The organism is Microbacterium phosphatis (assembly GCF_049177115.1).
Classification (GTDB): Bacteria; Actinomycetota; Actinomycetes; order Actinomycetales; family Microbacteriaceae; genus Microbacterium; species Microbacterium phosphatis.
In genome coordinates, this window is record NZ_CP185370.1 from 1,734,655 (window position 1) to 1,759,155 (window position 24,501).

The 24,501-nt window shown below is 71.1% G+C and carries 21 protein-coding genes; 13 read left to right on the forward strand and 8 right to left on the reverse strand.

The window, feature by feature from the left end:
• Positions 1 to 2 precede the first annotated feature (2 nt).
• The 9 genes from ACOKGD_RS08295 (at position 3) to fdxA (ending at position 10,000) form a co-directional block, all read left to right on the forward strand.
• Positions 3 to 2,144 (forward strand): 3-hydroxyacyl-CoA dehydrogenase NAD-binding domain-containing protein, encoded by a 2,142-nt coding sequence (locus tag ACOKGD_RS08295; protein WP_342335506.1) that lies wholly within the window; start codon positions 3 to 5, stop codon positions 2,142 to 2,144.
• Positions 2,145 to 2,208: 64 nt separating this feature from the next.
• Positions 2,209 to 2,691, forward strand: coding sequence for an RrF2 family transcriptional regulator (locus tag ACOKGD_RS08300; protein WP_342334650.1), 483 nt, complete (start codon positions 2,209 to 2,211; stop codon positions 2,689 to 2,691).
• A 143-nt stretch (positions 2,692 to 2,834) separates the two neighbouring features.
• Positions 2,835 to 4,553, forward strand: coding sequence for a nitrite/sulfite reductase (locus ACOKGD_RS08305; RefSeq protein WP_342334649.1), 1,719 nt, complete (start codon positions 2,835 to 2,837; stop codon positions 4,551 to 4,553).
• Complete coding sequence (locus ACOKGD_RS08310) at positions 4,550 to 5,293, forward strand: phosphoadenylyl-sulfate reductase (RefSeq protein ID WP_342334648.1); 744 nt, start codon at positions 4,550 to 4,552, stop codon at positions 5,291 to 5,293. The genes ACOKGD_RS08305 and ACOKGD_RS08310 overlap by 4 nt, the downstream gene beginning before the upstream one ends.
• On the forward strand, positions 5,290 to 6,222 hold the full coding sequence (gene cysD, locus ACOKGD_RS08315; protein ID WP_342334647.1) for a sulfate adenylyltransferase subunit CysD: 933 nt from the start codon (positions 5,290 to 5,292) through the stop codon (positions 6,220 to 6,222). Before ACOKGD_RS08310 ends, cysD begins: the two co-directional genes overlap by 4 nt.
• Positions 6,222 to 7,538 (forward strand): sulfate adenylyltransferase subunit 1, encoded by a 1,317-nt coding sequence (locus tag ACOKGD_RS08320; RefSeq protein WP_342334646.1) that lies wholly within the window; start codon positions 6,222 to 6,224, stop codon positions 7,536 to 7,538. The genes cysD and ACOKGD_RS08320 overlap by 1 nt, the downstream gene beginning before the upstream one ends.
• Positions 7,531 to 8,319, forward strand: coding sequence for a uroporphyrinogen-III C-methyltransferase (cobA, locus tag ACOKGD_RS08325; RefSeq protein WP_342334645.1), 789 nt, complete (start codon positions 7,531 to 7,533; stop codon positions 8,317 to 8,319). The genes ACOKGD_RS08320 and cobA overlap by 8 nt, the downstream gene beginning before the upstream one ends.
• A complete protein-coding gene (locus tag ACOKGD_RS08330) occupies positions 8,316 to 9,677 on the forward strand; it encodes an FAD-dependent oxidoreductase (protein ID WP_342334644.1) in 1,362 nt (453 codons plus the stop codon). The genes cobA and ACOKGD_RS08330 overlap by 4 nt, the downstream gene beginning before the upstream one ends.
• On the forward strand, positions 9,674 to 10,000 hold the full coding sequence (gene fdxA, locus ACOKGD_RS08335; RefSeq protein ID WP_342334428.1) for a ferredoxin: 327 nt from the start codon (positions 9,674 to 9,676) through the stop codon (positions 9,998 to 10,000). The genes ACOKGD_RS08330 and fdxA overlap by 4 nt, the downstream gene beginning before the upstream one ends.
• 68 nt (positions 10,001 to 10,068) lie before the next feature.
• Here fdxA and ACOKGD_RS08340 read toward each other — a convergent pair whose 3' ends face one another.
• The 6 genes from ACOKGD_RS08340 to dut all read right to left on the reverse strand — a co-directional run bounded on the left by ACOKGD_RS08340 (position 10,069) and on the right by dut (position 17,968).
• Positions 10,069 to 10,992, reverse strand: a complete 924-nt coding sequence (locus ACOKGD_RS08340; protein WP_342334643.1) for a sulfite exporter TauE/SafE family protein — start codon at positions 10,990 to 10,992, stop codon at positions 10,069 to 10,071.
• A gap of 101 nt (positions 10,993 to 11,093) precedes the next feature.
• Positions 11,094 to 13,085 carry a 1-deoxy-D-xylulose-5-phosphate synthase gene (dxs, locus tag ACOKGD_RS08345; RefSeq protein ID WP_342334642.1) on the reverse strand — a complete coding sequence of 664 codons (1,992 nt, stop codon included), beginning with the start codon at positions 13,083 to 13,085 and terminating at the stop codon, positions 11,094 to 11,096.
• 87 nt (positions 13,086 to 13,172) lie between these two features.
• Complete coding sequence (locus ACOKGD_RS08350) at positions 13,173 to 16,010, reverse strand: aconitate hydratase (protein ID WP_342334641.1); 2,838 nt, start codon at positions 16,008 to 16,010, stop codon at positions 13,173 to 13,175.
• Between the two features lie 164 nt (positions 16,011 to 16,174).
• Positions 16,175 to 16,924 carry a DUF3159 domain-containing protein gene (locus ACOKGD_RS08355; RefSeq protein ID WP_342334640.1) on the reverse strand — a complete coding sequence of 250 codons (750 nt, stop codon included), beginning with the start codon at positions 16,922 to 16,924 and terminating at the stop codon, positions 16,175 to 16,177.
• Between the two features lie 10 nt (positions 16,925 to 16,934).
• Positions 16,935 to 17,519: a DUF3710 domain-containing protein gene (locus tag ACOKGD_RS08360; protein WP_342334639.1), complete on the reverse strand. Its 585-nt coding sequence runs from the start codon at positions 17,517 to 17,519 to the stop codon at positions 16,935 to 16,937.
• Positions 17,516 to 17,968, reverse strand: a complete 453-nt coding sequence (dut, locus tag ACOKGD_RS08365; protein WP_342334638.1) for a dUTP diphosphatase — start codon at positions 17,966 to 17,968, stop codon at positions 17,516 to 17,518. The genes ACOKGD_RS08360 and dut overlap by 4 nt, the downstream gene beginning before the upstream one ends.
• Positions 17,969 to 17,980: 12 nt before the next feature.
• Between dut and ACOKGD_RS08370 the strand changes: the two genes are divergently transcribed.
• A complete protein-coding gene (locus tag ACOKGD_RS08370) occupies positions 17,981 to 18,484 on the forward strand; it encodes a DUF3093 domain-containing protein (RefSeq protein ID WP_342334637.1) in 504 nt (167 codons plus the stop codon).
• A gap of 9 nt (positions 18,485 to 18,493) precedes the next feature.
• On the opposite strand, the gene ACOKGD_RS08375 is transcribed toward ACOKGD_RS08370, so the two are convergent.
• Positions 18,494 to 18,787 (reverse strand): DUF4193 domain-containing protein, encoded by a 294-nt coding sequence (locus ACOKGD_RS08375; protein WP_342334636.1) that lies wholly within the window; start codon positions 18,785 to 18,787, stop codon positions 18,494 to 18,496.
• A 188-nt stretch (positions 18,788 to 18,975) separates the two neighbouring features.
• On the opposite strand from ACOKGD_RS08375, the gene sepH reads away from it, so the two are divergent.
• Positions 18,976 to 20,001, forward strand: a complete 1,026-nt coding sequence (gene sepH / locus ACOKGD_RS08380; RefSeq protein WP_342335505.1) for a septation protein SepH — start codon at positions 18,976 to 18,978, stop codon at positions 19,999 to 20,001.
• Between the two features lie 54 nt (positions 20,002 to 20,055).
• Here sepH and ACOKGD_RS08385 read toward each other — a convergent pair whose 3' ends face one another.
• Positions 20,056 to 21,177: an alkaline phosphatase family protein gene (locus ACOKGD_RS08385; RefSeq protein WP_342334635.1), complete on the reverse strand. Its 1,122-nt coding sequence runs from the start codon at positions 21,175 to 21,177 to the stop codon at positions 20,056 to 20,058.
• A gap of 82 nt (positions 21,178 to 21,259) precedes the next feature.
• On the opposite strand from ACOKGD_RS08385, the gene ACOKGD_RS08390 reads away from it, so the two are divergent.
• Together ACOKGD_RS08390 and ACOKGD_RS08395 are read left to right on the forward strand one after the other, a co-directional pair.
• Positions 21,260 to 23,725: a DNA gyrase/topoisomerase IV subunit A gene (locus ACOKGD_RS08390; protein ID WP_342334634.1), complete on the forward strand. Its 2,466-nt coding sequence runs from the start codon at positions 21,260 to 21,262 to the stop codon at positions 23,723 to 23,725.
• A gap of 4 nt (positions 23,726 to 23,729) precedes the next feature.
• Complete coding sequence (locus tag ACOKGD_RS08395; protein ID WP_342334633.1) at positions 23,730 to 24,482, forward strand: sulfite exporter TauE/SafE family protein; 753 nt, start codon at positions 23,730 to 23,732, stop codon at positions 24,480 to 24,482.
• Positions 24,483 to 24,501 lie beyond the last annotated feature (19 nt).

Consider the following 24,501-nt stretch of genomic DNA (forward strand, 5'->3'; position numbering starts at 1 on the left):
CCGTGACCGACTACACGACCATCGACTTCGCTCCCCTGCTCGCGCTCTCGGCCGACGAGGTCGTGACGCACTCGCTCGTGAGCGACGTGCGCCTCGCCAGCGGCCGTACGCTCGCGCTGATCACGCTGCACAACGGCAAGGACCACACGCGTCCGAACACGCTCGGCCCCGCCACGCTCGCCGCGCTCGGCGAGCGCCTGGACGAGCTGAAGAAGCGCGCCGAGGCCGGGGAGATCGACGCGGTCGCGATCACCGGCAAGCAGTACATCTTCGCGGCCGGTGCCGACCTGTCCGGCGTGGGCGACCTGCCCTCCAAGGACATGGCGCGGCTGATCGCCCAGCTGGGGCACCACGTCCTCGGCAAGCTGTCGACGCTCGGGGTGCCCTCGTTCGCCTTCGTGAACGGCCTGGCGCTCGGCGGCGCCGTCGAGATCGCACTGAACTCGACGTACCGCACCGTCGACTCGTCGGCCGCCGCGATCGCCCTGCCCGAGGTCTTCCTCGGCCTGGTTCCCGGATGGGGCGGCGTGACGCTGCTGCCCAACCTCATCGGCATCGAGAACGCGCTCGAGGTCATCATCTCGAACCCGCTGAAGCAGAACCGCACGCTCAAGGCCCGTCAGGCGTTCGAACTGGGCATGTTCGACGCGATCTTCGAGCCGACCTCCTACCTCGAGGACTCGCTGCGCTGGGCCGACGGCGTGCTCGCCGGCACGGTCAAGGTCGAGCGGAAGAACGTCCCCGGCAAGATCGAGCGCCTGACCAAGTGGCCGATCGCCATCAAGATGGCCCGGGGCATGCTCGAGAGCCGCATCGGCACCGTTCCGAAGTCGCCGTACCTGGCGCTGGAGCTGATGGACAAGGCCAGGTCCGGCTCGACTGAGGAGGGCTTCGCGCGCGAGGACGAGGCCCTGGCCGAGCTCATCTCCGGCGACCAGTTCATCGCGTCCATGTACGCCTTCGATCTGGTGCAGAAGCGCGCCAAGCGCCCCGTCGGCGCACCCGACAAGGGGCTCGCCCGGAAGGTCTCGAAGGTCGGCGTGATCGGCGCGGGCCTGATGGCCAGCCAGTTCGCGCTGCTGTTCCTGCGACGCCTGCAGGTGCCCGTGCTCATCACGGACATCGACCAGGCGCGCGTCGACAAGGGCCTGTCGTACATCCGCGACGAGATCGCCCAGCTCCAGACCAAGGGCCGCATCGACGCCGACACCGCGAACCGTCTGCGTGCCCTGATCCACGGCACCGTCGACAAGAGCGAGTACGCCGACTGCGACTTCGTTATCGAGGCGGTGTTCGAGGAGACCGGCGTCAAGCAGCAGGTGTTCCGCGAGATCGAGCAGATCATCGCGCCCGACGCGATCCTCGCGACCAACACCTCGTCGCTGTCGGTCGAGGAGATCGGATCGGTCCTCGAGCACCCCGAGCGTCTCGTCGGGTTCCACTTCTTCAACCCGGTCGCGGTGATGCCCCTGATCGAGATCGTGAAGACGCCGCGCTCCAGCGACGAGGTGCTCTCGACGGCGTTCGTCGTGGCGAAGAACCTGAAGAAGAACGCGGTCCTCACCGCCGACGCTCCCGGCTTCGTCGTCAACCGCCTGCTCGCCAAGGTCATGGGCGAGGCGGCGCGGGCCGTCGATGAGGGGACGCCGCTCCTCACCGTCGAGAAGGCGTTCGCCCCGCTCGGTCTGCCGATGACCCCGTTCCAGCTGATCGACCTGGTCGGCTGGAAGGTCGCGGCCCACGTGCAGGACACCATGGTGCGCCACTTCCCCGAGCGGTTCTTCGCCTCCGAGAACCTCCACCGCCTCGCCGAGGTCGGCGACGTGGTCGAGAAGGACAAGGCGGGCCGGGTCACCGGCTGGACCAAGCAGGCCCAGAACGTGCTCAAGACCGGCAAGAAGGCCGCGACGGAGGCCGAGATCCTGCGTCGCGTCGAGGACGGCCTCGCCAGCGAGATCAAGCTGATGCTCGATGAGGGCGTGGTGCCGGAGGTCGAGGACATCGACCTCTGCCTGATCCTCGGTGCGGGCTGGCCGTTCATCGACGGCGGGGCCTCGGCGTACCTCGACCGCTCCGGCGCGTCCGAACGCGCCGCCGGCGGCACGTTCCACACGCCGCCGCTGCGGGGCGCCGCCCACCGCTGACGTGACCCGCGAGGGGCCGGATCCGAGGGATCCGGCCCCTCGCCTCTCGTGACAGGATCTATTCATGCGCATCTCCGCCAAGGCCGAATACGCCGTGCGCGCCTCGGTGCTTCTCGTGGGCGCCTCTGGCGTGCTGACGAGCGCCGAGATCGCCCGAGCCGAGCAGATCCCGGGGAAGTTCCTCGAGGGCATCCTCACGGGTCTCACTCGTGCGGGCATCGTCTCGAGCCGGCGCGGCGCGGGCGGCGGCTACGAGCTGGCGCGGCCTGCCGATCGGATCACGGTGGCCGATGTGATCCGCGCCATCGAGGGCCCGCTGGTCTTCGTCCGCGACCAGCGCCCCGGCGAGATGCAGCAGGAGGGTGTGCTCATGGCCCTCTGGGTGGCCCTGCGTGCGAGCGTCCGCGAGGTGCTCGAGGGCACCACCCTGGCCGACCTCGCGAGCGGCGAGCTGCCCGAGCACGTCGCCGAGCTGGTGCGCTCCCCCGCCGCCTGGCTGAGCCCGGACCCGGATCGCCGCACCGCCGCCCCGGAGTTCTTCATCTGAGCCGGCGCCGCCGGTGACGGGGGGCACCTTGGCAGGATCCCTACAACTCCGATAGGCATTCGTAACACCGCGACACTCCGCCACGGAACAGATCGGTCGCTCCGTACTCTCGTGATGACGACGAGTCCAGAGGAGACCCCGAGATGACATCCACGGAGATCGCTGCCCCCGCGGCCCCCGCGCGCGGCGCACGCCTCCGTCCGTCCGGCAAGCCGAACGGGCAGTGGCTGGTCGACGGCAAGGAGCCGCTGAACGGCAACGAGGAGTGGAAGCAGGTCGACGGCGGCCTCAACGTGCGCGAGCGCATCGAGAACGAGTACGCGCAGGGCGGCTTCGCATCGATCGACCCGACGGACCTCCACGGACGCTTCCGCTGGTGGGGGCTGTACACCCAGCGCAAGCCCGGCATCGACGGCGGTCGCACCGCGACGCTGGAGCCGCACGAGCTCGAGGACGAGTACTTCATGCTGCGCGTCCGCATCGACGGCGGCCAGCTGACCACCGAGCAGCTGCGGGTGATCGCGGGGATCTCCACCGAGTTCGCGCGCGGCACCGCCGACTTCACCGACCGCCAGAACATCCAGCTCCACTGGGTGCGCGTCGAGGACGTGCCGGAGATCTGGCGCCGCCTCGAGGCCGTGGGCCTGTCGACCACCGAGGCGTGCGGCGACGTGCCCCGTGTCATCCTCGGGTCGCCCGTCGCCGGCATCGCCGCCGACGAGCTGATCGACCCCACGCCGCAGATCGACGAGATCACGAGCCGCTTCATCGGCGACGCGTCGCTGGCGAACCTGCCCCGCAAGTTCAAGTCGGCGATCACGGGCCACCCGAGCCAGGACGTCGTCCACGAGATCAATGACGTGGCCTTCGTCGCCGTCGACCACCCCGAGCTCGGCATCGGGTACGACCTCTGGGTCGGTGGGGCGCTGTCGACGGTGCCGCGTCTCGGAGAGCGCCTCGGCGCCTGGGTCGCCCCGGATCAGGTCGCCGAGGCCTGGCACGGCGTCGCGCAGATCTTTCGCGACTACGGCTACCGGCGCCTGCGCAACAAGGCCCGCCTGAAGTTCCTCCTCGCCGACTGGGGCACCGAGAAGTTCCGCGAGGTGCTCGAGACCGAGTACCTCGGGTACCGTCTCGCCGACGGGCCCGCGGCTCCCAAGCCGCCGACCCCCGGTGACCACGTCGGCGTCCACCGTCAGAAGGACGGGCGGTTCTACGTCGGGGCGACGCCGATCGTCGGCCGCAGCTCCGGCGCCCAGCTCACCGCGCTCGCCGACCTGATCGAGGCCCATGGGTCGGGACGCCTGCGCACCACGCCCCACCAGAAGATCGTGATCCTGGACGTCACCGAGGACAGCGTCGAGTCGCTCATCGCGGGGCTCGACGAGCTCGAGTTCAGCGCGCGACCGAGCCTCATCCGCCGCGGCACGATCGCCTGCACCGGCATCGAGTTCTGCAAGCTCGCGATCGTGAACACGAAGGACAACGCCCGCGAGGCGATCTTCGAGCTCGAGAAGCGCCTCGAGGGTGTCGACCTCCGTGCGCCGCTGAGCCTCAACGTCAACGGCTGCCCGAACTCGTGCGCCCGCATCCAGACGGCCGACATCGGCCTGAAGGGCCAGATCATCACGGACGACGAGGGCAACCAGGTTCCCGGATTCCAGGTGCACCTGGGCGGCGGTCTCGCCTCGAGCGACCGCGAGGAGGCCGGCCTCGGTCGCACCGTCCGAGGGCTGAAGGTGGCCGCCGATGGCATCGCCGACTACGTCGAGAAGGTCGCGGTGCGCTACGCGACCGGCCGCGCCGGCGACGAGACGTTCGCCCAGTGGGCGCACCGCGTCGACGAGGAGGAGCTGCGATGACGGTCTCCCTCGCCCCGCGCGTCACAACGCGCCGCTCGGCCGCCGAGCTCGAGGCGCTGGCGATCCGCGGCAACGAAGAGCTCGGCAGCCTCACCGACCACGAGGCCACCCCGGCCGAGGTGGTCGCGTGGGTCGCCCGCAACTTCGGCGTGGGCGCCGCGGCGGTCGCGTGCTCGATGGCGGATGCCGCGCTGCCGCACCTCGTGGCCGCGCACCTCCCCGGCGTCGACGTGCTCTTCCTCGACACCGGCTACCACTTCACCGAGACCGTCGCCACGCGCGACGAGGTCGCGCGCACGCTCGATGTGCGTGTGGTCGATGTGCGGCCGGAGCAGACCGTGGCCGAGCAGAACGCGGCCCTCGGGCCCGACCTGTTCGCCCGCGACGCGGCGCAGTGCTGCGCGCTGCGCAAGGTCGCCCCGCTGCACAACGCTCTGCAGGGCTACGAGGTGTGGTTCACCGGCGTGCGCCGCGACGAGGCGCCCACCCGCACGAACACCCCCCTGATCACCTGGGACGAGAAGAACGGCCTGGTGAAGGTCAACCCCGTCGCCGCGTGGACGTGGGACGACCTGTCGACCTACGCAGCGCTGAACAAGGTGCCGATGAACCTGCTGCTGAACTACGGCTACCCGTCGATCGGCTGCAAGCCGTGCACGCGGCCCGTGGCGCCCGGCGAAGACCCCCGCTCCGGCCGCTGGGCCGGGCTCGACAAGACCGAATGCGGACTCCACACATGAGCGACACCCTGACCGCGCCCGAGGCGCGCTCCAGCCAGCGCCTGTCCACCCTCGACCTGCTCGAGGCCGAGGCCATCCACGTGATCCGCGAGGTCGTGGCCGAGTTCGACCGCCCCGTGCTGCTGTTCTCCGGCGGCAAGGACTCGGTTGTCGTGCTGCACCTCGCGGCCAAGGCGTTCCTCCCGGGGCGGGTGCCGTTCCCGGTGCTGCACGTCGACACGGGCCACAACTTCCCCGAGGTCATCCGCTTCCGCGACGAGACGGTGGAGCGCCTCGGCCTCACCCTCGAGGTCGCCAGCGTGCAGGACTACATCGACGACGGGCGCCTCCACGAGCGCGCCGACGGCACGCGGAACCCCCTGCAGACGCAGCCGCTGCTCGACGGCATCGCCGCCGGCCGGCACGATGCCGTCTTCGGCGGCGCCCGCCGCGACGAGGACAAGGCCCGCGCCAAGGAGCGCATTATCTCGCTGCGCGACGAGTTCGGGCAGTGGGATCCCCGCAACCAGCGGCCCGAGCTGTGGAGCCTCTACAACGGCCGCCACACCCCGGGCCAGCACGTGCGCGTGTTCCCGATCTCGAACTGGACCGAGCTCGACATCTGGCGCTACATCGAGCGCGAGAACATCCAGCTGCCGCCGCTGTACTTCGCCCACGAGCGCGAGGTGTACCTCCGCGACGGCATGTGGATGGCGGTCGGTCCCTTCTCTGAGCCGCGCGCGGGCGAGACCGTCGAGAAGCGCGTCATCCGCTACCGCACGGTCGGCGACATGAGCTGCACCGGCGCCGTCGAGTCGGCATCGGCGCACGTCTCGGACATCGTCGCCGAGGTCGCGGTGTCCACCCTCACCGAGCGGGGCGCTACCCGCGCCGACGACCGGATCAGCGAAGCGGCCATGGAAGACCGCAAGAAGGACGGATACTTCTGATGACCACGCTCGCCCCCTCCACGCTGTTCCGCTTCGCGACCGCCGGATCGGTCGACGACGGTAAGTCGACTCTCGTCGGCCGGCTCCTGCACGACTCGAAGGCGATCCTGGCCGACCAGCTCGAGCAGGTCGCCCGCACCTCGCGCGAACGCGGCTTCGCGGGCGCGGACGGCATCGATTTCGCGCTGCTCACCGACGGCCTGCGTGCCGAGCGGGAGCAGGGCATCACGATCGACGTGGCCTATCGCTACTTCGCCACGGCCGAGCGCTCCTTCATCCTCGCCGACTGCCCGGGTCACGTGCAGTACACCCGCAACATGGTCACGGGAGCCACCACCGCCGACGCCGTGGTCGTGCTGATCGACGGCCGCAAGGGCGTCCTCGAGCAGACGCGCCGCCACCTGGCCGTGACCGCGCTCCTGCGTGTCCCGCACATCATCGTGGCCGTCAACAAGATCGACCTCCTCGACTACGCGGAGGAGGCCTTCACCCCGGTCGCCGAGCAGGTGCGCCAGGTGACCGCCGAGCTCGGCCTCGGTGCGGTGCACGTGATCCCGGTGTCCGCGCTGGCGGGCGACAACATCGTCGAGCGCTCCGCGCGCACGCCGTGGTACGAGGGCCCCTCCCTTCTCGAGCTGCTCGAGACGCTGCCGGCGGTCGACGCCGAGGTGCGCGACGCCGAGCCGTTCCGCCTGCCGGTGCAGCTGGTGCTGCGGCCCCAGGGCGGTCTCTCCCCCGCGCTGCTCGAGACGGACCCCGCTGCCGCGGAGCGCCTCCGCGACTACCGCGCCGCCGCCGGACGCATCAGCTCGGGGACGGTGCGCGTGGGCGACCGGGTGCGGGTCCTCCCCGCGGGCATCACCACCACGGTCTCCGCCGTGGAGATCGCCGGTATCCCCGTGGTCGAGGCCGCCGCCCCGCAGTCGGTGGCGATCCAGCTCGAGGACGACATCGACGCCGCGCGCGGCAGCGTGCTCGTGGCGGAGGGCAGCGAGCCGACGCTGACCAAGGAGCTCGACGTCGACCTCTTCCTTCTCGACGAGCAGCCGCTGACCCGCGGCGCCCGCGTGCTCATCAAGCACGGGACGAAGGCCGTCCAGGGCATCGTGGACGAGATCATCGATCGCCGCGATCTCGACTCTCTCGGGCACGTCCCCGCCGACCGCCTCGAGGCCAACGAGATCGGCCGGGCGCGGATCCGTCTCGCCGAGGCGCTGCCGGTCGAGCCCTACGCCGTCTCGCGCCACTCCGGCTCCTTCCTCGTGATCCGTCCCGCGGACGGCCACACGATCGCCGCGGGAACCGTCCGTGGGTGACGCGGCCCTCCCGGGCCGCGTCACACTCGTCGGCGCCGGCCCCGGCGATCCCGGCCTTCTGACCGTGCGCGGCCTGCGGGCGCTGGAGCGGGCGGACGTCATCGTGGCCGACCGGCTCGGCGCGCGCGCGGTGCTCGACGGTCTCGCGGCGGACGGGGTGCTGCTGCGCGCCGATGTCATCGATGTCGGCAAGCAGCCGGGGCGCCACCCCGTGCCGCAGGAGCAGATCTCCCAGCTGCTGGTGACCCTCGCCCGTCAGGGCAAGGAGGTGGTCCGACTCAAGGGCGGCGATCCGTTCATCTTCGGGCGCGGCAGCGAGGAGCTCGAATGCTGCCGGGAGGCCGGTGTGCCCGTCGAGCTCGTCCCCGGCATCACCAGCGCCATCTCGGTGCCGGCGATCGCCGGAATCCCGCTCACCGCCCGGGATCTCGCGGCGGCCTTCACCGTGCTCTCGGGGCACGTGCTGATCGAGGACGTGCCCGGCGGTCGCGACCACACGGTCGTGCTGCTGATGGGCGTCGGCACGCTGGCGCACTCGGCCCACATGCTCAGCCGCAGCCGGGGCGCCGGATGCCCCGTCGCGATCGTCGAGGACGGCTACGGCCCCGACCAGCGCGTCACCTTCGGCACCCTCGGCACCATCGCGCACGTCGCCGCGCAGGCCCGCGTGCGCAACCCCGCCGTCGTCGTCATCGGCGACGTCGTCACCCTCAGCCCCTCCGCACCCCCCGAGCTCGTCGACGCCGCGCGTCCGAGCCTCGACCGAAAGGAAGCCCCATGAGCCTGGACCCCCGCCTCGACCTGCGCGTCGCGATCGTCGGCGCCGGCCCGGCAGGCATCTACGCCGGCAACCTCCTCGCGAACGCTGTCGAGGAGGCGGGCGGCACCGTCGCCATCGACCTGCTCGAGTCGCTTCCCGCTCCGTACGGTCTCATCCGGTACGGCGTGGCCCCGGATCACCCCCGCATCAAGGGCATCGTCAACTCGCTGCAGGAGATGCTCGACTCGGGGCGCATCCGATTCCTCGGCAACGTCGAGGTCGGCAAGGACGTCTCGCTCGCCGAGCTGCAGGAGCGCTATCACGCCGTCATCCTGGCCACGGGGGCGATCCGCGACGCCGTCCTCGACATCCCGGGCGTCGACAAGAACGGCTCGTACGGCGCGGCCGACTTCGTGTCGTGGTTCGACGGTCATCCCGACGTCCCGCGCACCTGGCCGCTCGAGGCGCAGCAGATCGCGGTGATCGGAAACGGCAACGTCGCACTCGACGTCGCCCGGGTGCTCGCCAAGCACCCGGTCGACCTGCGATCGACGGAGATCCCGGACAACGTGCTCGAGGGGCTCGAGTCCTCGCCCGTCACGGACGTCCACGTGTTCGGCCGCCGCGGCCCCGCCGACATCAAGTTCACGCCGATCGAGCTCCGGGAGCTCGGCGAGCTGAACGATGTCGACATCATCCTGGACGACGCCGACTTCGCCGGGGTCGACCCGGCAGCCGTGTCGACCAACCAGCTCAAGATCATGCTCCGCACCATGAACGCCTGGCGCACCGAGGAGCCGAAGGGCGCGAGCCGCCGTCTGCACCTCCACTTCTGGCACGCCCCCGCCGAGATCCTCGGCGACGAGAAGGTCGAGGCGATGCGCTTCGAGCGCACGCGGATCGAGGACGGCCGTGTCGTCGGCACCGGCGAGTTCGTCGAGTACCCGCTGCAGGCGGTGTACCGCGCGGTGGGCTACTTCGGCTCGCCGATCGACGGGGCGCCGTTCGATCCGGCCAGGGGCGTCATCGCCAACGTCGAGGGCCGGGTGCAGGACTCGCCCGGGCTCTACGCCACCGGATGGATCAAGCGCGGCCCCGTGGGCCTCATCGGCCACACCAAGTCGGACGCGATGGAGACGGTCGACCACCTCGTCGCAGACGCCCAGGCGGGCCTGCTGCCCGCGCCCGGCGCGGGCGCGCTCCTGGAGCTGCTCGACGAGCGTGAGGTCGAGTACACCACGTGGGCCGGCTGGCTCGCGCTGGACGCGCACGAGCGGCAGCTCGGCGAGACCCACCGGCACGCGCGTGAGCGCGTCAAGGTGGTCCCCCGCGAGGTGCAGGTCGAGATCTCGCGCTCCGGCGCGCTCACGGGCGCATGACGTACGTCATCGCCCTGCCCTGTGTGGATGTGAAGGATCGCGCGTGCATCGACGAGTGCCCGGTCGACTGCATCTACGAGGGTGAGCGCAGCCTCTACATCCACCCGGACGAGTGCGTCGACTGCGGTGCCTGCGAGCCCGTGTGCCCCGTCGAGGCCATCTACTACGAGGACGACCTGCCCGACGAGTGGCAGGACTACTACAAGGCCAACGTCGAGTTCTTCGACGAGGTCGGCTCCCCGGGCGGCGCCGCCAAGACCGGCGTGATCCCCAAGGACCACCCCCTCATCGCCGCCCTGCCCCCGCAGGGCGAGGGCCACTGATCCTCACCGCACAACGCTCGGCCCCGCGATCCTGACCGGATCGCGGGGCCGAGCTCGTTGGTCTGCGCTCACTCTCCGGTGAGGACGGGCTCCTTCTCGGAGGCGCCGGTCGCCGCCAGCTCCTTCTCGAGGCCGACGATCTTGCGGTGCTCGCTGAGCGACCATCCGACGGCAGCCGCCCAGATCACGGCGATCGCCACGAGCGAGAGCGTCGTCACCGCGGTGGGCACCTCGGCCGAGGTGAGGATCGTGCGGACGTTGGTGAAGATGATCAGGCCGCCCACGAGCGAGCCGAGGATGCGGGCAGGGATCAGACGCACGAGCCAGGCGGCGAGGGGCGCGGCGATGACGCCACCGGCCAGCAGCGCGATGACCCAGGTGGCGTCGATGCCGGCGCCGCTGAGACCGAAGAAGAAGCCGATCGAGGCGGCGATGGCCACGAGGAATTCGCTCGCGTCGATCGTGCCGATGACCTTGCGGGGCTCCAGACGCCCGCTGGCGAGAAGCGCGGGGGTGCCCACCGGGCCCCAGCCGCCGCCACCCGATGCGTCGAGGAAGCCGCCCACGAGGCCCAGCGGCGCGAGGAACTTCAGCGACAGCGGCCGATCGCTGCGGCGGGTCGGCAGGCCCTTCAGGGTGAAGCGCACCAGCACGTAGATGCCGAGGCCGAGCAGGATGAGGCTGGTGTAGGGCTTGGCGACATCGGTGGCGAGGCCCGACAGGAACGTGGCACCGGCGAAGGCGCCGATCGCCCCGGGGATGCCGATCTTCAGGACTGCGCGCCAGTCGACGTTGCCGAAGCGCCAGTGCGAGATGCCGGAGGCGAGGGTCGTGCCGACCTCCGCCAGGTGCACCGAGGCGCTGGCGGTTGCGGGTGCGAGGCCGACCGCGAGGAGCAGACTCGTCGAGGTGACGCCGTAGGCCATGCCCAGCGCCCCGTCGACGAGCTGCGCTCCGAGTCCGACGAGAGCGAGGAGGATGATCGTCTGCATGCGTCCGAGATTATGGACGTTGACCGGCCACCGCTCGTCTCGTGAAACCTCGCGTCACAAAAGGCCACCGAATCGGTGGGATTAGGGGGATTCCCGCGCGCTCAGCTGTTGGGAGCGTGCAGACGGAACTCGCCCGTGACCGCCGGGAGCCCCGCGCGGTGCTCCGGCCGGGCGACCGGGACGCGCGTGCCGAGCACCTGCGCCACCACATCCTGGGCGATCTTGGCGGGTGTGAGGCCCGCGTCCTCGAGGATCTGCTCGCGCGAGGCGTGATCGAGGAACGCGTCGGGAAGACCGAGCTCGTCGACGGCCGTGTCGATGCCGGCCTCGCGCAGCACCTGACGCACGCGGGTGCCGACGCCCCCGACCCGAATGCCGTCCTCGAGCGTGATGACGAGGCGATGGCGGGCGGCGAGGTCGACCAGCGACGAGGCCACGGGCACGACCCACCGCGGGTCGATCACCGTCGCGCCGATGCCCTGCGCGCGCAGACGCTGGGCGACGTCGAGGCCGAGGCGGGCGAACGGCCCGATGCCCACGATGAGCACGTCCTCGCTCTCGCCGCGCGCCAGGACGTCGACGCCGTCTTCGAGGCGCTCGATGGCGGGGATGTCCTCCCCCACGGCGCCCTTCGGGAATCGGATCACGGTCGGGGCGTCGCGCACCTCGACCGCCTCCTGCAGCACCTCGCGCAGGCGCGCCTCGTCCCGGGGAGCCGCGATCCGGATCCGGGGGACGATGTGCAGCAGCGCGAGATCCCACATGCCGTGGTGGCTCGGACCGTCGGGGCCGGTCACGCCGGACCGGTCGAGCACGAAGGTGACGCCGGCACGGTGCAGCGCGACGTCCATCAGGACCTGATCGAACGCGCGGTTGACGAACGTCGAGTACAGGGCCACAACGGGATGCAGGCCGCCGTAGGCGAGCCCCGCGGCCGAGGCGACGGCGTGCTGCTCGGCGATGCCGACGTCGTACACGCGCTCCGGGAAGCGCTCGGCGAAGGGCGCCAGCCCCGTGGGCCGCAGCATGGCGGCCGTCATCGCGATGACGTCCGGGCGGCGCTCACCCACACGCACCAGCTCGTCGGCGAACACGTCGGTCCAGCCAGGGGCGGACGCGCCGCCCAGTGCGCCGCCGGTGGCGGGGTCGATGCGGCCGACGGCGTGGAACTGGTCGAACTGGTCGTCGCGGGCGGGCTGGTAGCCGCGGCCCTTCTCGGTGATGACGTGCACGATGACCGGGGCGCCGTACGACTTCGCGAGGTCCAGGGTCTCGATCAGGGCGGAGAGGTCGTGGCCGTCCACCGGACCGAGGTACTTGACATCGAGGTTCGAGTAGAGCGCAGAGTTGTTGGTGAAGCGCGACAGGAAGCCGTGGGTGCCTCCGCGCACGCCGCGGTAGACGGCGCGGCCCACCGCGCCGAAGCGGCCGGCGGCGCGGGACGAGCGCCGCGAGAGGTCGCGATAGGTCTCCGTGGTGCGGACGCGGTTCAGGTGGCGCGCCATGCCGCCGATGGTCGGCGCGTACGAGCGGCCGTTGTCGTTGACGACGATGACGAGGTTCCGCTCGTTGTCGTCGGTGATGTTGTTCAGGGCCTCCCACGTCATACCGCCGGTCAGGGCGCCGTCGCCCACGACGGCGACGACGTGGCGGTCGCCGCGGCCCGTGGCCGCGAAGGCACGGGAGATGCCGTCCGCCCAGCTCAACGAGCTCGAGGCGTGGGACGACTCGACGACGTCATGGGGGCTCTCGGTGCGCTGCGGGTAGCCGGCCAGTCCCCCGCGGGCCCGCAGACCCGAGAAGTCCTGGCGCCCCGTCAGCAGCTTGTGGACGTACGACTGGTGGCCGGTGTCGAAGATGATCGGGTCATCGGGCGACGAGAACACACGGTGCAGCGCGATGGTCAGCTCGACCACGCCCAGGTTCGGGCCGAGGTGCCCCCCGGTGCGGGAGACGTTCTCGACGAGGAACTCGCGGATCTCCGCGGCGAGGTTGGTGAGCTGCTCCGGCGAGAGACCGTCGAGGTCGCGCGGACCGCTGATCCCGTCCAGAAGACCCGATCCGTCTCGCTTCGCTGGCTCATCACGTCGCATGAACCGAGCCTACGCTCGACATCTGGGATTCCCACCAATGACGAACGGCCCCCGGGAGAGTCCCCGGAGGCCGTTCGTCAGGATGCGTCAGACCAGGCTGCGCAGCACGTACTGCAGGATGCCGCCATTGCGGTAGTAGTCGGCCTCACCGGGGGTGTCGATGCGGACGACCGCGTCGAACTCGATGGGCTGCTTGCCCTCGGGCGAGTGCTCGCTCGGGGTCGCGGTGACCTTGACCGTCTGCGGGGTGATGCCCTCGTTGAGCTGCTCGAGGCCCTCGATCGAGACGATCTCGGTGCCGTCGAGGCCCAGCGACGCCCAGCTCTCGCCGGCGGGGAACTGGAGCGGCACAACGCCCATGCCGATGAGGTTCGAGCGGTGGATGCGCTCGAAGCTCTCGGTGATGACCGCCTTGACGCCCAGCAGGCTCGTGCCCTTGGCCGCCCAGTCGCGCGACGAGCCGGAGCCGTACTCCTTGCCGCCGAAGATGACGAGCGGGGTGCCCTGCGCCTGGTAGTTCTGGCTCGCGTCGTAGATGAACGACTGCGGACCCTCGGGCTGCGTGAAGTCGCGAGTGAAGCCACCCTCGACCACGGCACCGCCGTTGACCGCGCTGACGAGCATGTTCTTGAGGCGGATGTTCGCGAACGTGCCGCGGATCATCACCTCGTGGTTGCCACGGCGCGAGCCGTAGGAGTTGAAGTCGCGCTGGGCGACGCCGTTCTCCGTGAGGTACTGCGCGGCGGGGGTGCCGGCCTTGATGTTGCCGGCCGGGCTGATGTGGTCGGTCGTGACCGAGTCGCCGAGCGTGGCCATCACGCGCGCGCCGGTGATGTCGGTGACCGGGGTCAGCTCCATCGACATGCCGTCGAAGTACGGGGCCTTGCGGACGTAGGTCGACTTCTCGTCCCATTCGAACACGGGGCCCGTCGGGGTCGGCAGCGTCTTCCAGCGCTCGTCACCCTCGAAGACGGTGGCGTACTGGGTGATGAACTGCTCGCGCGAGATCGACGAGTCGATGATCTGCTGGACCTCGTCGGTGTCGGGCCAGACGTCCTTGAGGAACACGTCGTTGCCGTCCGCGTCCTGGCCGAGGGCGTCGGTCTCGAAGTCGAAGTTCATCGAGCCGGCAAGCGCGTAGGCGACCACCAGCGGCGGCGAGGCCAGGTAGTTCATCTTCACGTCGGGGCTGATGCGACCCTCGAAGTTGCGGTTGCCCGAGAGCACCGCGGTGACGGCGAGGTCGTTCTCGTTGATCGCGGCCGAGACCTCTTCGATCAGCGGGCCCGAGTTGCCGATGCAGATGGTGCAGCCGTAGCCGACCGTGTAGAAGCCGAGCGCCTCGAGATCCTTGTCGAGACCCGACTTCTCGTAGTAGTCGGTGACGACCTTCGAGCCCGGGCCCAGCGTGGTCTTGACCCACGGCTTGCGCTTGAGGCCCTTCTCGGCGGCCTTGCGGGCGAGGAGACCGGCGGCGATCATCACCGACGGGTTCGACGTGTTGGTGCACGACGTGATGGCCGCGAGCGTGACGGCGCCGTTGTCGAGGAGGTACTCCTGACCGTCGGGCGTGGTGACCTTGACGGGGTTCGACGCCGCGTGGGCGTCCCCGCTGACGAGGACGGACGGGCCGTGCTCGTGGTGCGCCTCGACGACCTCGTGCTCGACACCGGGGGTGTTGCCCGGGTCGGACGCCGGGAAGGTGCCGTCGACCTCCTGCGCCTCCTCGGCCTCGACGTAGTTGAGGATGTCGCGGCCGAACTGGGCCTTGGCCTCCGAGAGGAGGATGCGGTCCTGCGGGCGCTTCGGGCCGGCGATCGACGGGACGACCGTGGCGAGGTCGAGCTCCATGTACTCGCTGAAGGCGAGCTCGCGCGAGGGGTCGTGCCAGAGGTGCTGCTGCTTCGCGTAGGCCTCGACCAGCGCGACGGTCTGCTCGTCGCGGCCCGTCAGGCGCAGGTAGTCGAGCGTGACGTCGTCGATCGGGAACATCGCGGCGGTCGAGCCGAACTCCGGGCTCATGTTGCCGATGGTCGCGCGGTTCGCGAGCGGCACCGAGGCGACGCCCTCGCCGTAGAACTCGACGAACTTGCCGACGACGCCGTGCTGGCGGAGCATGTCGGTGATCGTGAGGACGACGTCGGTCGCGGTCACGCCGGCGGGGATCTCGCCGGTGAGCTTGAAGCCCACAACGCGCGGGATGAGCATCGAGACGGGCTGGCCGAGCATCGCGGCCTCGGCCTCGATGCCGCCGACGCCCCAGCCGAGCACGCCGAGGCCGTTGACCATCGTCGTGTGCGAGTCGGTGCCGACGCAGGTGTCGGGGTACGCGCGCAGCACGCCGTCGACGGTGCGGTCGTAGATGACCTTGGCCAGGTGCTCGATGTTGACCTGGTGGACGATGCCGGTGCCCGGGGGCACGACCTTGAAGTCCTGGAAGGCGGTCTGGCCCCAGCGCAGGAACTGGTAGCGCTCGCCGTTGCGCTCGTACTCGATCTCGACGTTGCGCTCGAGGGCGTTCTCGGAGCCGAAGAGGTCGGCGATGACCGAGTGGTCGATGACCATCTCGGCGGGCGAGAGCGGGTTGATCTTGTCCGGGTCGCCGCCGAGGGCGGTGACGGCCTCGCGCATGGTGGCGAGGTCGACGATGCAGGGAACACCGGTGAAGTCCTGCATGACCACGCGGGCGGGCGTGAACTGGATCTCGGTGTTCGGCTGGGCGGACGGATCCCACGAGCCGAGGGCAGAGATCTGCTCCTTGGTGATGTTCGCGCCGTCTTCGGTGCGGAGCAGGTTCTCGAGCAGCACCTTCAGGCTGAAGGGCAGCTTCTCGAAGCCGTCGACCGCATCGATGCGGAAGATCTCGTAGTCGGTGCTGCCGACTGTCAGGGTGCTCTTGGCACCGAAGCTGTTCACCGTTGACACGGGCTGTCTCCTCCTGGTCGACCGCGCATTGCGCTCCCCATCTTGCCCTCGCGCGGGCGGTTCGACCAGCAAGGCGGGCCTAACAGCGGGAGGGCGCGGGACGCCGCCGCGGGATGAGGGATTTATCTTGACGTCGAGATAAATCTACCACGCGGCCGGAGGCGTCAGGAGTCGCGGCTCGCGGGATAGAGCGAGCGCGCGGCCAGCCAGGTGACGGCGACCAGCGGCGCGAACAGCGGCAGACCCATCACGAGCTTGAGCGTGCCGAGCAGGGCGGTCTCGTGCGCCAGGTACAGCGGGAGCTGCACGGCCAGGCGGGCGAAGAAGAGCGCGGCCCACGCGATGGCGAGCCAGAAGAAGACGCGGCGCTTGCGGCGATCCCGGCGCCAGCCGACACCCTCGCCGACGAGGAATCCGACGAGCAGGCCGATCAGCGACCAGCCGATGAGCGCCGAGATCAGGTAGGCGGTGCCGTACACCGCGTTGGTGATGAGCCCGAAGACGAAGTTGTCGCGCCCGTCCCCCGTCCACAGCGCCAGGCCGGCCGCGGCGCCGGCCGCGACGAGCCCGCCGACTGCCGCCGCGGGCGTCGAGCGCTGCGCGAAGCGCAGGACAGTGAACACCGCGGCCATGCCGACCGACAGGCCCAGCGAGAGGATCAGCGGATCCGGCCAGAAGGTGTAGACGAGGACGAAGACGAGGCTCGGCAGCACCGACTCGAGCACACCGCGGAAGCCGCCCATCGCCTTCCAGACGACATCGCCGGCGGACGCCTCCTCCGTCGGATCGATGCCGATGCGGCGCGCGACGCCGCCGAACGCCTCGCCGAGGAGGTCCGACGTCGAGGACTGCTCGTCGCCGCCGTCCGCCTCGCCGCGGCCGCGGGGCTCCCCCGCCGCCGGATCCGTGGTCATCGTGCGGCGATCAGGCCGACGCGGGCGTCGACGGCATCTTCAGCGGGATGAGATCGCGCGGGGGCATGGGCGCCCCGCCGCGGACGACCACGATCGAGCGGAACAGATCCTCGACCTGCGCGGCCGCGGCCGGATCCGATGCGCCGGCACCGCCGATGACACCACGCAGGAACCAGCGGGGGCCGTCGACGCCGACGAACCGCGCGAGGCGCATCTGGGCGTCCGAGCCCGCGACGACCGGGACCTCCGCGAGCAGCTCCGCACCGAGCGGGCCCTCGCGCTCCTCGACGCGGCCGCCCTGCTGGCGGACCTGGTCGCGGATCTGCGCCCGGGTCTCCTCCCACAGCCCCGCGTTGCGGGGCGCGGCGAAAGGCTGCACCTGCAGCGTGGAATCCGAGTAGTCGAGCCCCACGGCCACGATGCGCTTCGTCTGCTCCTCGACCTCGAGACGCAGATTCAGGCCCTCGCGCGGGAGCACCTTGATGCCGCCGAGGTCGATGTAGGGGCGGACCGGGTTGGCCTCGGTCTCGTCGAGCGGGCCGGCGGTCGCACGGTCGGCGGGGGCGGACTTGCCGTTCTCGAGCTCGTCGCTCATGAGTTCCCTCCCTGGGAAAGAATGCCGGTGGATCCGAATCCCCCGGCGCCGCGGACGCTCTCGGGCAGCTCGTCCACGGGGATGAAGTTCGCGCGCGGCACCGGCATCAGGATCAGCTGCGCGATCCGGTCGCCGACGGCGATGTCGAACGCCTCCCGCGCATCGGTGTTCAGCAGGGCGACCTTGATCTCGCCGCGATAGCCGGCGTCGATCGTGCCGGGCGCGTTGACGATCGTGATGCCGTGCTTGGCCGCGAGGCCCGAGCGCGGGACGACGAACGCGGCGTACCCCTCCGGCAGCGCGATCCGCACGCCGGTGCCGACGAGCGCGCGCTCGCCCGGCTCGAGTCGGACGGCCTCGGACGCCACCAGATCCGCGCCCGCGTCGCCGGGGTGCGCGTACACCGGCGGGGCCGGTGCGATGATGGGGATGTCCACGGTTTCGGTCACTCCACGAGGGTAATGCAGAACACAACACCGCCCGCCCGGCCCGCTGAGGCCCGGCGCGCAGACGCCGCCCGCCCGCTCTATCGCGAGCGGCTGTCGCCGTCGCTGTGGATGCTCGGCTCCGCCGCCGTCGTCGCCCCCATGGCGGCGCTGGTGTTCGTCCAGTTCGACGGCGCGCTCTCGCTCGCCATCGGATTCGCCGTGGGCATCCTGGTCGTGGCGGGGATGATCCTGGGCTCGCCGGTCATCGAGGTGCGGGGCACCGAGCTGCGCGCGGGTCGTGCGCACATCGACGTGGCCCTGCTGGGCGAGCCCGTCGCCCTGACGGGCGACGAGGCGCGCGCCGCACGCGGCACGGGCCTGGATTCGCGCGGCTGGCACCTGATACGAGGAGGGGTCGCCGGGATCGTCGTCCTTCCGGACATCGATCCCGACGACCCCGTGTCATCGTGGACGATCTCGTCGCGCACGCCCGACCGCCTCGCGGCGGCGGTGCGTCACGCGCAGACCGCCCGCTGAGCGGTCAGCTCAGGAGCAGTCCTTGCAGATCGGGCCGCTGGCGTCTTCGTGGTCGATCTGCGAGCGGTGCTTCACCAGGAAGCAGCTCATGCAGGTGAACTCGTCATCCTGCGGGGGCAGCACCACGACATCCAGCTCGACGTTCGAGAGGTCGGCGCCCGGCAGGTCGAAGCTCGACGGGTTGTCCGAATCCTCGACGTCCACCGAACCCGACATCGTGTCGGGCACGCGCGCCTTGAGGGCCTCGATCGACTCGTTGCCGTCGTCCTCGGTCTTGCGGGGGGCGTCGTAATCGGTTGCCATGTGAGTGGGTCACACTTCTTTCATCAGCTGTGGTGCAGGTCCGCCGAAGCGGCGGAGCGGCGATAGTCTGCACGCCCTTAGCTGTGAACGCAAATGCGTGCGCGTGGCGGGTGCGTGCGGCAGGGGAAACTCGCGGCGCGCCCGCGCTATTCCCCGAGTTCGGGCGGACGCATGAAACCATGACCGACATGGAGTCGCTCACCATCATCGGAACCGAGGACGGCCGCCTGGTGCTGGCCACCGAGGCGGGTCAGCGCTTCACGCTCGCCATAGACGACGTGCTGCGTTCGGAGATCCGCAAGGCCCAGCGCGACCAGGCTCCGGCCGAGCCGCGCGCGCCGATGCCCAGCCCCCGCGAGATCCAGATGCACATCCGCGCGGGCATGTCCGCGGAGGACGTCGCAGCCCTGCTCGGTGCGCGCGTCGAGGACGTGCGGCGCTTCGAGGGGCCGGTGATCGCCGAGCGTGAGCACATCGTCGGCCAGGCGCTGGCCGTGCCCGTGCTCATGGGCATCGAGCTGCAGCAGGACGAGAATCCGACCTTCGGCGTCGCGATCCGCTCCAAGCTCGCCGAGCTGGGTGCCGCGGGCGAGCGCTGGACCAGCTGGAAGGAGGACTCGGGCTGGATCGTGAAGCTCGAGTTCGTCGCCAACGAGGTCGAGCACGACGCACGCTGGGGCTTCGAGCCGCGACGCAGCGCGCTCTCGCCCCTCAACAGCGACGCCACCCAGCTGTCGCGACAGGGGCCGATGCCCGAGGGCCTCATCCCCCGCCTGCGCGCGCTCGACACGGCCGCGACCGACGGCTCGGGAGACGAGGACCGCTTCGACTCGGCCGCCTTCGGCCCGCGCCACGTGCCGGACACCGCTGGCGAGCCCGAGCAGCCGCCCACCGTGCGCGACTTCGCGACCAAGCGCGCCCCCGGCGCGCAGGCCCCGAACCCGGACACCGCCGACCTGCTCGAGGCCCTGCGGCGACGCCGCGGACAGCGGGAGTCCGCGCCGGCATTCGACACCGAGCCCGCCGACGAGACGCCGGCCGCGCCGCAGGAGACCGAGCGCCGCGCGCCCGTGAACCTCTTCGACACGGCCGATGCGGCGCCCGCGACCTCCGGGCAGGAGCCCGCCAAGGACGACGACGGCCGCCGCCGCCGTGGTCGCGCGTCGATGCCCTCGTGGGACGACATCGTCTTCGGGGCGCGCACCGACGACTGACGCCCGTCTCGGCGAAACTCGACGACCGGCGTCTCGACCCGGCTCGACGACCGGCTAGGCGTATGCGCCGAGGCGGAGAAGCGGCACCGTCGTCTCCTCCGGGGTGACCGAGCCGTGCTGGCCGATCATGTCCTGCGCGCGCTTGTCCTCGAGGCGATCGTCGTAGAACGCCCAGGATCCGCGCGCCGCGACCAGCAGATCGCCGATGCGCGGACGCACCTCGTCGGCGACCGCCCCGAACAGGCCGGCCGCGATCGCCTCGTCGCGGGTGGCGACATCCCCCGCCCGGCCCGATTCCGCCGCCCACACCGCCGCGGCCGCCGCGATGTCGACGCCGGGCTCGAGATAGACGTGCAGCATCCGAGGCTCACCGCCGAGGTGCGCGACCCCGTCGAGACGCGGGTCGCCCGCCGCCAGCAGCATGTGACGGTGCCGGGGGACGTCGACCATGCCGTGATCGGCGGTGACGATCGCCCCGACGCCCGACGGGACGGGGGCTGCGAACGCCGCATCGACGTCCTCGAGCGCCCCCAGCCACGCCGGCGAGTCGACGCCGCGTCGGTGGCCGGCCTTGTCCAGCTCGGGCAGGTAGCAGTAGACGAGGGAGCCGGGCTCCCCGGCGGCCAGCTCGTAGGCCATCCGCACGCGCATGCGGACGTCGTCCGACCCGACGTACATCGCGCCGCGCAGGATCGCCGCGCTGAAGCCGGTCCGCGCGTACTCCGTCATGCCCACCGCGAAGGTGCGGCGTCCGGCCGCCGCGGCGCGCTCGAACACGGTCGGCCGACGCTGCCAGGCCGCGGGATCCAGTCCGTCCTTCTCGTAGCCGTTGAGCTGGTTCGCCAGCCGCCCCTGATCGGGATCCATCACCCGATAGCCCACAAGACCGTGCTCGCCCGGGTCCGCCCCGGTCAGGAGCGAGGTGAGCGCCGCAGCCGTCGTCGACGGGAACACCGAGCGCGCCACGTCCTTCTTCCCGCCCAGGGCGGAGAGGCGACGGGCGTGGCCCGCGTGCGCGCGCAGCTGCAGCGCTCCCAGCCCGTCGATGACGAACAGGACGGCGGAGCGCGCCGGCCTCAGCAGGTCGCTCGCACCCTCGAGCGAGCGCAGCATCTCGGGGGCGACTGCGGTGAGGCTCCGGGCTGTCGCAGGGCCCGTCGGTACGATGGGAGGCATCCGGGCAAGTCTCGCATGACGCGCGTGGCCCGCAGATGTCCTGGCCCCGCGGGGCCCTCCGACAGCAGGTGAGAGAAGCAGTATGGCGCGCACGACCCCGGCATCCCCGAACCCGGCCGGATCCGCTCCGGAGCGCATCGAGGACATCCCCCTCGAGCAGGAGATGCAGGGCTCGTACCTCGAGTACGCGTACTCGGTCATCTACTCGCGCGCGCTTCCCGACGCCCGCGACGGCCTGAAGCCCGTGCAGCGCCGCATCGTCTACCAGATGGCCGAGATGGGCCTGCGCCCCGACCGCGGCCACGTCAAGAGCGCCCGCGTCGTCGGCGAGGTGATGGGAAAGCTGCATCCCCACGGCGACACCGCCATCTACGACGCGCTCGTGCGCCTCGCGCAGGACTTCGCGCTGCGCGTCCCGCTTGTGGACGGCCACGGCAACTTCGGTTCGCTTGACGACGGCCCCGCTGCCGCGCGGTACACGGAGGTCCGCCTCGACGCCCCCGCGCTGTCCCTGACGGAGAACATCGACGAGGACGCCGTCGACTTCATCCCGAACTACGACGGCCAGTTCCAGCAGCCGGCCGTGCTGCCGGCCGCCTACCCGAACCTGCTCGTCAACGGAGCGAGCGGCATCGCGGTGGGCATGGCCACGAACATGGCCCCGCACAACCTCAGCGAGGTCGTGGCCGCCGCCACCCACCTGCTCGAGCACCCCGAGGCGACGACGGCCGAGCTGATGGAGTTCGTGCCCGGCCCCGACTTCCCGTCCGGCGGCATCCTCGTCGGCCTCGACGGCGTCAAGGACGCGTACGAGACCGGCCGCGGCGCGTTCAAGCTGCGCGGCAAGGTGTCGATCGAGCAGGTCGCCCCGCGCCGCACCGGGCTCGTGATCACCGAGCTGCCCTATATGGTCGGCCCCGAGCGCGTGATCGAGAAGCTCAAGGACGCGGTGCAGTCCAAGAAGCTGCAGGGCATCAGCGACGTCGCCGATCTCACCGACCGCAACAACGGCCTGCGCCTCGTCATCGGCATCAAGACGGGGTTCGACCCCAGCGCCGTGCTCGAGCTGCTCTACAAGCTCACCCCCCTCGAGGACTCGTTCTCGATCAACAACGTCGCCCTCGTCGAGGGCCAGCCGCGCACGCTCGGCCTGAAGGAGCTGCTGCGCGTCTACATCGACCACCGCCTCGAGGTCATCACCCGCCGCAGCCGCTACCGCCTCGCCCGCCGTCAGGAGCGCCTGCACCTGGTGGCCGGCCTCCTGGTGGCGATCCTGGACATCGACGAGGTGATCCAGGTGATCCGCTCGTCCGACACCTCGGAGCAGGCACGCGGGAAGCTGTGCAGCGTCTTCGATCTCGACGAGGTGCAGGCCGAGTACATCCTCGAGCTGCGCCTGCGCCGCCTCACGAAGTTCTCCCGCATCGAGCTCGAGCAGGAGCGCGATGCGCTGCTGGCCGAGATCGCCCAGCTCGAGGAGCTGCTCGGCTCCGACGTGCTGCTGCGCCGCCAGGTCGCCCTCGAGCTCGACGCCACCGCCGAGAAGCACGCGACTCCCCGCCGGACCCTGCTGATGAACGGCAAGCCGGCCGCGCCCCGTGCCAAGAAGGGCGAGCCCGACCTGCAGATCGCCGACGGCGCGACGACCATCGCCCTGTCCACCACGGGCCGCGCGGTGCGCATCGAGGTGCCCGAGGGGCAGCAGCTCATCGCCCCCGGCCGCCGCAGCAAGCACGACGCGATCCTGGCGACGGTCGACGCGACGATCCGCGGCGAGGTGGGAGCGCTCACCTCGAAGGGGCGCATCGTGCGCTTCACCCCGGTCGACCTGCCCTCGGTGCCGGCGAACTCCGTGCAGCTCGGGGTCGGTGTGCGCCTCCACGACTACGTCGGGCTCACCGACCGGTCCGAGAAGATCCTCACGTTGGTGGATCTCTCCTCCGACGTCCCCGTCGCCATCGGCACCGCGCAGGGGATCGTCAAGCGCATCGTGCCGTCGGCTCTCGCGCCCAAGCCGGAGCTCGAGGTCATCGGCCTCAAGCCGGGTGACCGCGTGGTCGGCGCCGCCGCGGCCGACGAGGAGGCCGAGCTGGTGTTCGTGACCTCCGACGCGCAGCTGCTGCGCTTCGCCTCGTCGTCCGTGCGCCCGCAGGGTGCGCCCGCGGGCGGCATGGCGGGCATCAAGCTCGCGCCGAAGGCCGAGGTCGTCTTCTTCGGCGCAGCGGTCGGCAGCGAGACCGTGGTGATCACCGTCTCCGGCTCGTCCGACGCCATCGCCGGCATGGAGATCAACCGCGCGAAGATCACCGACTTCTCGGAGTTCCCCGCGAAGGGCCGTGCCACCGGTGGCGTCCGCGCCCACGCGTTCCTGAAGGGCGAGAACCTCGTCACCCTCGCGTGGGTCGGCCCGGATCCGGCCCGCGCCGTCGACGCCACCGGCGCGGTCCGGAAGCTGCCGGAGACGCTCGCGCGGCGCGACGCCTCGGGCCAGCCGCTCGAGGCCCCCATCGCGTCGATCGGCCGCACCCTGGTCGCGCCCGGCGCCTGAGCACGTGCCCGAGCTCGGGTTCCTCGCCGTCTGCGCCGCGGCGCTCGTCGGGGCGCTCGGACAGCGCGCCCTGGGGATGGGCTTCGGGCTCGTCGCCATGCCGGTCCTCGTGCTGGTCGTCGGCCCGCTTCCCGCGGTGACCGCGATGACCGCCATGGGCGTCGTCGCCTCGCTGCTCGTGCTCGCAGAGGTGTGGCCCCTGGTGTCCTGGCGGCGGCTGCCGTGGCTGCTGGTTCCGGCGCTCGCCGGCGTTGTGCCGGGGATCCTGCTCGCCCGGCTCGCCGACGACGGCCTGCTGAAGACCGTTATGGGCGCGATCATCCTGGTGGGCGTTGGCCTCTCGGCCTGGCTGCACCGCGCCGCGCGACCCCTCACCGGCAACGTCCCGGTCGCCGTCACCGGAGCGATCGCGGGCGTGCTGAACGGCTCGGTGGGCGTCGCCGCCCCCGCCGTCGGCATCTACGGCGCCCTGGGTGACTGGCCGCAGCGTGCCTATGCCGCCGCCCTGCAGCCGTTCTTCCTCGTGATGAGCGGCGCGACCTTGCTGGCGAAGGGCGTGCTCGACCCGGCCGGCACTCCGCCCTGGCCGTGGTGGCGATGGCTGATCCTCTGCGGCGTCATCATCGCTGGCGTCCTGGTGGGTGCCCGCGTCGCCAGCCGTCTCCCCGAGCGGGCCGCTCGCAGGGGCATCCTGGTGCTGTCGTTCCTCGGCGGCGTCGCGGTGCTCTGGGCCGGCGTGGCGGGTCTCACGGCGTAGCGCCTGACCGCGCCCCGCG

What these genes read in the sequence shown, in the direction of transcription:
- ACOKGD_RS08300 (WP_342334650.1), top strand. Translation starts at nt 2,209, where the DNA reads ATGCGCATCTCCGCCAAGGCCGAATACGCCGTGCGCGCCTCGGTGCTT.
- ACOKGD_RS08305 (WP_342334649.1), top strand. Translation starts at nt 2,835, where the DNA reads ATGACATCCACGGAGATCGCTGCCCCCGCGGCCCCCGCGCGCGGCGCA.
- ACOKGD_RS08310 (WP_342334648.1), top strand. Translation starts at nt 4,550, where the DNA reads ATGACGGTCTCCCTCGCCCCGCGCGTCACAACGCGCCGCTCGGCCGCC.
- cysD (WP_342334647.1), top strand. Translation starts at nt 5,290, where the DNA reads ATGAGCGACACCCTGACCGCGCCCGAGGCGCGCTCCAGCCAGCGCCTG.
- ACOKGD_RS08320 (WP_342334646.1), top strand. Translation starts at nt 6,222, where the DNA reads ATGACCACGCTCGCCCCCTCCACGCTGTTCCGCTTCGCGACCGCCGGA.
- ACOKGD_RS08330 (WP_342334644.1), top strand. Translation starts at nt 8,316, where the DNA reads ATGAGCCTGGACCCCCGCCTCGACCTGCGCGTCGCGATCGTCGGCGCC.
- fdxA (WP_342334428.1), top strand. Translation starts at nt 9,674, where the DNA reads ATGACGTACGTCATCGCCCTGCCCTGTGTGGATGTGAAGGATCGCGCG.
- ACOKGD_RS08340 (WP_342334643.1), bottom strand. Translation starts at nt 10,992, where the DNA reads ATGCAGACGATCATCCTCCTCGCTCTCGTCGGACTCGGAGCGCAGCTC.
- dxs (WP_342334642.1), bottom strand. Translation starts at nt 13,085, where the DNA reads ATGCGACGTGATGAGCCAGCGAAGCGAGACGGATCGGGTCTTCTGGAC.
- ACOKGD_RS08355 (WP_342334640.1), bottom strand. Translation starts at nt 16,924, where the DNA reads ATGACCACGGATCCGGCGGCGGGGGAGCCCCGCGGCCGCGGCGAGGCG.
- ACOKGD_RS08360 (WP_342334639.1), bottom strand. Translation starts at nt 17,519, where the DNA reads ATGAGCGACGAGCTCGAGAACGGCAAGTCCGCCCCCGCCGACCGTGCG.
- ACOKGD_RS08370 (WP_342334637.1), top strand. Translation starts at nt 17,981, where the DNA reads ATGCAGAACACAACACCGCCCGCCCGGCCCGCTGAGGCCCGGCGCGCA.
- ACOKGD_RS08375 (WP_342334636.1), bottom strand. Translation starts at nt 18,787, where the DNA reads ATGGCAACCGATTACGACGCCCCCCGCAAGACCGAGGACGACGGCAAC.
- sepH (WP_342335505.1), top strand. Translation starts at nt 18,976, where the DNA reads ATGGAGTCGCTCACCATCATCGGAACCGAGGACGGCCGCCTGGTGCTG.
- ACOKGD_RS08385 (WP_342334635.1), bottom strand. Translation starts at nt 21,177, where the DNA reads ATGCCTCCCATCGTACCGACGGGCCCTGCGACAGCCCGGAGCCTCACC.
- ACOKGD_RS08390 (WP_342334634.1), top strand. Translation starts at nt 21,260, where the DNA reads ATGGCGCGCACGACCCCGGCATCCCCGAACCCGGCCGGATCCGCTCCG.